At 37.8% G+C, this 7,042-nt stretch carries 6 protein-coding genes; 2 read left to right on the top strand and 4 right to left on the bottom strand.

The annotated features are described in order from the left end of the window. The coding region (locus AB1444_15875) for a hypothetical protein (protein MEW6528134.1) at window positions 1–386 on the top strand (386 nt) is incomplete at its 5' end. 214 nt (window positions 387–600) lie between these two features. On the opposite strand, the gene AB1444_15870 is transcribed toward AB1444_15875, so the two are convergent. Beyond that, a complete protein-coding gene (locus tag AB1444_15870) occupies window positions 601–3,594 on the bottom strand; it encodes a tetratricopeptide repeat protein (protein MEW6528133.1) in 2,994 nt (997 codons plus the stop codon). A gap of 325 nt (window positions 3,595–3,919) precedes the next feature. Between AB1444_15870 and AB1444_15865 the strand changes: the two genes are divergently transcribed. Then, window positions 3,920–4,651, top strand: a complete 732-nt coding sequence (locus AB1444_15865; protein ID MEW6528132.1) for a glycogen-binding domain-containing protein — start codon at window positions 3,920–3,922, stop codon at window positions 4,649–4,651. 35 nt (window positions 4,652–4,686) lie between these two features. On the opposite strand, the gene AB1444_15860 is transcribed toward AB1444_15865, so the two are convergent. From AB1444_15860 to AB1444_15850, 3 genes are all read right to left on the bottom strand, one after another. Beyond that, on the bottom strand, window positions 4,687–4,857 hold the full coding sequence (locus tag AB1444_15860) for a hypothetical protein (GenBank protein ID MEW6528131.1): 171 nt from the start codon (window positions 4,855–4,857) through the stop codon (window positions 4,687–4,689). Between the two features lie 369 nt (window positions 4,858–5,226). Further along, entirely contained in the window at window positions 5,227–6,126 is a 900-nt protein-coding gene (locus tag AB1444_15855) for a hypothetical protein (protein ID MEW6528130.1), read from the bottom strand. After that, entirely contained in the window at window positions 6,119–6,751 is a 633-nt protein-coding gene (locus AB1444_15850) for a hypothetical protein (protein MEW6528129.1), read from the bottom strand. The genes AB1444_15855 and AB1444_15850 overlap by 8 nt, the downstream gene beginning before the upstream one ends. Between the last annotated feature and the right edge of the window lie 291 nt (window positions 6,752–7,042).

Genomic DNA, 7,042 nt, shown 5'->3' with positions numbered 1-7,042 from the left:
TCCGTAAACTATCGCTTCATACATTTGTTATAAATTTCATAAACTATGTGTTTTCGTATAAAAAGATCCCTGTAAAAAGCTATAAACGATTACAGTATAGAAAGCGGTACCAAACGTGGAAGCGGGTTCATCTGTATTTGTATGAAAATGAGTATGAGTTTGTGATGGATGTGCGCAAAATATGTAAGATGTCATTGGCAAAGATTATAGCCTATTGTATTGAGAACTATCTTTATGATTATCTTGCTGCGTTAGATAGTGAAGATAATACCGATAACTATCGCTTTAGTGGCTACACATTTTCATTTTATCTTGAAGAAGGGATACCTTGTTGTCAATTTTACTGGGGACCCCCGCCAGAATTGGTGAAACTAGCCACCCAATAGCCATCACGGCTAAAGGTAATTTAATAACATAAGATAAACTATACTTTTACGTTGCTAAAAGTATATCTGCACACCGTCTCCTTTAATTTTTTTGCTTACATACAACTCTAAAGGATGTGTTATTTATAAGGCTACATTTTGTTATTTTGTGATTAACTTTATTATTGAATCTACCACTACTCTTTAATTGTGTGGGGGGAATATATGATTTATATTACCTCATGTCGGCCCTGAAAATATCAATACTATAGGGGATATTTTCATCTAAGATTGGCATAATTGGTGTGGTGCGGGGCTTAAATCCACGTGCTAAGTTAACACGGGCAAATTCATTTTCCATACCTAAGCGTGAAGCATAATCAATTGCCTTCCAGTAGGCAATGCTGCTTTTTGTTTCACTTCCCTGAATCTGGTACACTGCTCCCAGATTATTATATGCTGAAGCAAGCGATTGGAAAATTACACGATGTTCTTTGCGTTCAGGCCGTGGCAATCGTATTGATTCTGCCTTGCGTTCAAAGACGGCAATCATTTTCAGGTATTCCCCTTTGCTTGCCTCTAAATTATTCATGTGATAGAACGCGTTGCCTATCGCAAACATAACCTGCGGATTAGTTACTATATCCTCATACAGATTAAGCCACTGTTCCAGTGCCTGCTGATAGTTTTGGTTAACATAATATATTCTTCCCAAATTATATCGCACCTCAGGCGATGAAAAATTTTCCTGCAAAGCAAGCTCATACTTTTGCCGCGCAATGTCTAAATTAGCCATCTTATCAGCATCCTCATCAAGAAGCGCTTCATCAAGCTCATCGCCAAACCTGAATTTTACCTTATCAAAGAAATAATAAAAGATATGGCCCAGGTACGCATATGCTTTACCTATTGACTCAGACTCATAGTAAAAATCCTCATAGGTAAACTCAGGCGGATATTGATACGCAGTTATTGCTGCATTGAGGTACTTATATGCTTCAACCGGCTGTTTGATGGTGTAGTTGTATTCACCCAGAAGCTGCAATGCTGCCGCATACCGTTCCCCTTTTTCCTCAGCTTTTTGCTCAGCTTCTTGCAAAAGCATTTCCACAAGCTTTAAGTTTTTTTGTGCTGCAGCCAGTTTGGCACTTGCAACATACAGCGGTGGGTAATCAGGGTCTTTTTCCTTTAATGCATCAAGCACACCACGACATGCTGGTATCAGGTTATCCTCTTCATCCTTAAGGCGTGGTGATTGTATGCCTAAATCAACCCGCACATTAAACGTATCCGAACGGTTTTTCCCTAAATAGTAATGGGCCAATTTTGCCAGCAATGGTGAAGGGATATCCGTTAAAATATCACGCGCCCTAAGGTCAGTATGAATGGAAAGCACCTCTGGCAAATTATCGCGCTCAATAAAAAGATTAAGAAGGCCAGCATAGCCAACCCAGGAATTGGGGTCAACTTTCAGAATATTTTCAAAATACTGTCGTGACTTTACATACTGACCCTGATACAGATATGCATTGCCTATACCAAACATTGCGGTGATATTTTTTGCGTCAATTGCTAAAGCTCTATTATACATCATTATTGCCATGTCAACCTGTGACATCTCATAGGTACCTTTGGGTGCAAATGTCCTCAGTGCATCATTTTGAATGCGATTGTAGTAGTTTTCCGGTATTTTTGCAAAGAAATAGCCCGTGTTATTCAGTGTATCAATATCACGATTGTTTATTTCAAATGCTCGCTTCAACTTGGTGTATGCATAGTCAAACTCTCGTTTTTTAAAGTATGCACGAGCATATGCATTATATCCATATAAATAATCTTTTTTATAGTGCTGGTCAACGTATTCAAAATACTCTTCTGCCTTTTTATAATCCTTAACTTTTTTGGTTGCAGGGTCACCCGGTTCAAGTATCAGTGCCACACCTTTGTTGATAAGCCGTTTTGCCATAAATGGCTTATAAATATATTGATAGACAGTTACTGTTAATGCAAATCCAATGAGTACCGCTGCTGCAATAATCTTTGTTTGCCGCAGTAACCGCTGCTGTCGCTGCATCCCTTCACGGGTATATTCAGGCCTGGCAGTGATAATTCTTCGGTGTGGAATTTCTTCTTCAAGGGTAAGTTTAATATTGAGTTTTTTTTCAATAAACCGCTGTATGTTTTCTTCAGGTTTGCCCGATAGTATCAGGTCAATAAGCTTTCGGGTATCTTCAGGAGATAACTCATCCCGTAAAATTATCTCTTTTATTTTTCTGCGGAGAACAGGATGAAGCAGCAGTAATGCTTTTTTTAACCGCCGCAACTCAGCATCAGAAATTTCAACGCTTTCTTCCATTGAGATTGGCTGCGGCTCTTCCTCTTCTAATCCTTCAAATTCAGGTCTGAATTCCTCAACGACACGCTCAACTTTTTCAGCTTTTTTTACCGGCTCTTCAAAGCTTTCTAATTCATCAAATGAAGGAGTTTCAAAACGAGCTCGTGGGGCTTCCTCTTTTGACACCTCCTCAAATGCTGCCGGTTCAGGAATTTCTTCATCAAGTCCCAATGTTGCAAGATCAGCTCCGGGAAGTTCTTCAGGTTTAATTTCAGAGATCTCGGATGCTTCTTCGGTACCAATTTCCGAAAGATGGATATCCTCATCCAAACTGACATCACGAGGTATACGTGGTTCTTCTGTTACAAATTCATCAGTACGGATTTCATGGGCTTCAACAGTCTCAGGCTCAAATTTTGTAAGCTCTTCCAGTTCATCAAGTGGGCTTACTTCTTTCTTTGTTGGCTTTGGTGGCAGTTTCGTTTCTTCAAATGAGGGGATTTCCTCTGGCAACTCTTCCGGCAACATTTCTTCAAAAGCTTTTTCAGGTTCTTGTGGCAATGCTTCTTCTGAAACTACCTCTTCAAATTCAGGAAGAGCTTCTTCCTCAACAGAAGGCGGCATTTCCTCAGGCACTTCTTCTATCATGTCAGTTATGTCTACTATCTCTTCAGACTCTTCATACACTTCAGGTGTAGTTAAGCCTTCTTGTTCCTCTTCACGTTGCCCGGGTGAAATTGTAAAATCAGCAGCTGTAGAATCAGCCTGTATCACACTTACCTTTCCACGCATTTGAGCAATGGATGCAAGTTCAGCATCAAACGAATCCACTATCCGCGTAATTTCAGCTTCCTCTTCTGGAGTCAGATTTTGTATCTCTTCAGTTACCGCCATATTGGGTTCTTTCCACCTGTGATTAACGTTTATAATGTGACATAAACATAGTACTCATATTCTATGTAAAAAATCAAACATATTTTGCTAATTATGGCCCCCCTAAAAACTGCTTTTTTTCCAAAATTATTCATATAATAAAAAGCAGTTTTATCCTAAACATATAGTGCCCAAAAGGGAACATCCGTAAAATTAGTTTTTAGAAGTTCCCTTTATATATTAATATGCATTTTAAATAAAATCATATAAATATTTTCTCTATACCTATCGACATATTAATATGCAATTATAAAGCGTAAAATTTAGCCACAGGAGCCTATAGTACATGCCAAAACCGCTGCAATGGATTATGCTCATCATTTCACTGTGTTATTTTTCTAATAGTGATTATTCTCCGGCAAAAAGCGTTCCCTATTATTCACTGTACACCCTTACAAAGGCCATGCCACCATCATCGGTAACTGTCTCCCATAGTAAACCGGGGATGCCACAAATAGTACGGGGCACTTTGATTACCTACAAAAACCGCAGTGCTCATCGGGTATATATTGCTGGAGATTTTTCATACTGGAAAAAGCAGCCCATGGAGCGAAGCAACAATGGCGTCTGGTTTTACATCATTCCCTTCAATGATAATGAGCGTATAGTGCGGTACAAATTTCTGGTTGATAATGTGTGGATTAATGATCCTGTAAATCAAGACATTGCCGATGACAGCACTGGTTCATATTTTTCAATTGTTCGTCAGGATAAGCTCCCTGAAGGCACACAGGTAAGCTATAAAATACTTGATGAAAGCATACGGCTGGTGGAATTCAGGCTGTATGCACCAAAGGCTTCGATTGTAGCTCTTGCTGGCGATTTCAACAACTGGAATCCTGAAATTGATCTGCTGCAAAAAGACAAAAATGGGATATGGCGCCTGCAAAAGCGTCTGCCAAAGGGAGCATTCCGCTATAACTTTGTAGTTGATGGAGTGTGGAAGCTTGATCTGTACAATCCCCACACCGCATCCAATGCAGCAGGCATGCTGTGCTCAGTGATACAATTCCCTTGAGTACAAAATTTTTTGTGGCGATAGTAACTGTTAAATTATAAACCTTTGATTACGGTAGCTAGTGCCAGGATAACAAAGCCTATTGCTACAAGCCACCATGAATAAGCCGATAACACAGGCAGTGCAACAAACCTTCCGATAATTCCTAACACTCCAATAACAACAGAAATCCACCATACGATGGACCGTGGCGCATTGGTCTTCATGACAAACCTCCTTAAAAAATATATTTTACTTTAAGCCATAGTACAACTCATTTTAAAAGATCATTTCAATACACATTTTGCAATGGCTATCTTTAAAATTTCCCATAACTGATTGCAACGTTATATTGAACTGAAACACCGTTTGGTTTTATCGCACTGTAAAAAATGGATAGATACTAATTGTAACGCGTTTACCATACCCACAGACGTCAGCGTTCATCCCAATAAACCTATACTTTAAACCATAATATAAAAAGCCAGAAGCTTTGAGCATTGGGAAATGAAAAATACGATTCACAAAAATAATACTTCGAGTATCGTATTAAATATAATAATGCTTATAAGAAAGTTTGTCAAAGAAATATTTTTTTACCGTGGTTTACCTATAAAACAGGGATGTTTATCTGTACTATCATTAGTGATGCTTTTAAATTGATTGGTATTGAAATTGAAGATACAAATTCCAATATAAGGCAGCGCATCAGAAACAAGCACTATAGCATCTCCTGATGGTCTCCATGATATTCCCATAAACGAATTTTCCACGTAAATTGATGAATAGGAAAACGTATTTAAAGCAGATGATATATCATATTTATAAATATATGAACCTTGTATATATGCAAAACTATCACCTTCGGGTGACCATGTAAGACTATAATTGGTAGGAGTAATTAAAGCACTGTTATTACTTTGTGTCATTATATTAAACAACCCAATAAAATTTGTACCAGACCAATTATATGCTACCATTTTCCCATCATTTGAAATCGTTAAAGCATTTATGCGTGCATTAACACCTGACAATAAGTATTCATTTTTAATATCCCCTTTTGTATCCATAATCCCAATGTAAGAAAATGCACTTGTAGATACGAATCTATTATATACGATTCCACTTCCATCCGGGAGCCATGTTGGACAATAATAATTTTCATCACTAAGAACACAAACCGTTAATTGCCTGTTATTGCTCCCATCCCACTCCATTAAAAAAATCTCATTATGTCCCCCTGTTACACTTCCATACACTATATATTTTCCATCGGCTGACCATGAAGGCCATTCATTGGTACCCGTAAAGGTCAACTGTTTTAGATTACTCCCATCCTCATCCACTACCCACACATCACCATTACGAATAAAACATATCTGTAGTGGCTCTTCATTACGCATCCCATCACACCCTATAACCACTAATAGCAGTACAGCCAGACACATTATATAATGATGTATCGTACTTCTATTTTTTTTATTCTTTCTATTCATCAAATAGCCCTTTATTGGTACCCTGTAGCGTCCACTGCAATCCACAATGAATCATATAGCCGCTGGTATTCTTTTCAATATACTGAGCATCATACCATGAAAGCTGGTACCCTGCCTTGATAAAAAAAGATGTTTTCTGGGTTATTATATATCCTATTCCCATGATAGCTTCAATACGTGGCCCAATTGCATTGTGTACTTCCGTTTGTGAAAAATCCATATAAGGGCCATAGTGTTTTGGTTTGTATTTACGAATGTATACCGCTCCACACCCTGCACCACCATCCACTTTAAAAGGATATGAAGAAAATGTATATTCAGAATATAACCCAGCAGTTACAGGGAGTAAAAGCCTGCTGGTATTCCATGGCCTGTTGGCATCTTTCTGCCCATAGCTCAAAGAAGAGGATACATACCACATTGCATTTCTAATATTAAAGACAACTGGTAGATCATTAGTTACTGCGATGCCCAGCCCATGGAGATATCCCTCACCATCTACGCATGTATAGGTATAGTATGTATCACCATATACTGAAGCCCTTACATAGGCAGGATAAAATGCAATAGAAACAACTGCACATAAAACTAATAAAGTTTTAGTGAAACTTATTACAATTTTCATATGCAATTACTAATTTTATGCTGCTACTCCCACTTCGTTACAGCATACGCTTTTTTTTTAAATATTTTTCAGAAGAACAAACTATTATTTCATCATAAACCCAAAATATTCAACTATTTTTCATCTATTATTCCTAAATGTGTAAATTTAAATAAAATATAAAGTAGGGGCCGTCTCAAAACAAACTATGGGACGGCCTTTTTTTTTATTTTAAGTACTTGATACTGAAAAAAATTAAAAAATCCCATTTACTACTCATTTTCATGCAGGAATTTTCATCATATTATGGGC

The sequence above is a fragment of the Spirochaetota bacterium genome, from assembly GCA_040756435.1.
GTDB lineage: Bacteria > Spirochaetota > UBA4802 > UBA4802 > UB4802 > UBA4802.
The sequence above is the reverse complement of the archived record's forward strand: the minus strand, read 5'-3'. Positions and strand labels throughout refer to the sequence as shown.

Coding starts and splice junctions, on each gene's coding strand:
- AB1444_15870 (MEW6528133.1), bottom strand. CDS start 3,594: ATGGCGGTAACTGAAGAGATACAAAATCTGACTCCAGAAGAGGAAGCT.
- AB1444_15865 (MEW6528132.1), top strand. CDS start 3,920: ATGCCAAAACCGCTGCAATGGATTATGCTCATCATTTCACTGTGTTAT.
- AB1444_15860 (MEW6528131.1), bottom strand. CDS start 4,857: ATGAAGACCAATGCGCCACGGTCCATCGTATGGTGGATTTCTGTTGTT.
- AB1444_15855 (MEW6528130.1), bottom strand. CDS start 6,126: ATGAATAGAAAGAATAAAAAAAATAGAAGTACGATACATCATTATATA.
- AB1444_15850 (MEW6528129.1), bottom strand. CDS start 6,751: ATGAAAATTGTAATAAGTTTCACTAAAACTTTATTAGTTTTATGTGCA.